Source organism: Streptomyces actuosus, assembly GCF_016921115.1.
GTDB classification, from domain to species: domain Bacteria; phylum Actinomycetota; class Actinomycetes; order Streptomycetales; family Streptomycetaceae; genus Streptomyces; species Streptomyces actuosus_A.
The window spans coordinates 1-255 of record NZ_JAFFZS010000302.1 but is presented as its reverse complement, the minus strand read 5'-3'; the positions used below and the strand labels follow the sequence as shown (position 1 = coordinate 255).

Sequence of the window (255 nt, the reverse complement as noted above, 5' to 3'; positions counted from 1 at the left end):
CAGTCGAACGCGCATCCGCCCACCGCGGCCAGGACACCCCCGACCTCGCCCTCCTCACCGACGGCCTGCGCGCCGAACGCGAACAGGGCATCACCATCGACGTCGCCTACCGCTACTTCGCCACCCCTGCACGCCGCTTCATCCTCGCCGACACCCCCGGCCACGTGCAGTACACCCGCAACATGGTCACCGGCGCCTCCACCGCCGAACTCACCGTCATCCTCGTCGACGCCCGCAACGGCGTCGTCGAACAGA

At 69.8% G+C, this 255-nt stretch carries 1 protein-coding gene; it reads left to right on the top strand.

Annotation, left to right across the window (positions count from 1 at the left end; translation table 11 throughout):
* Positions 1-255 (top strand): GTP-binding protein (locus JS756_RS36410; protein ID WP_240204891.1); only part of this gene is annotated, 255 nt, incomplete at both ends.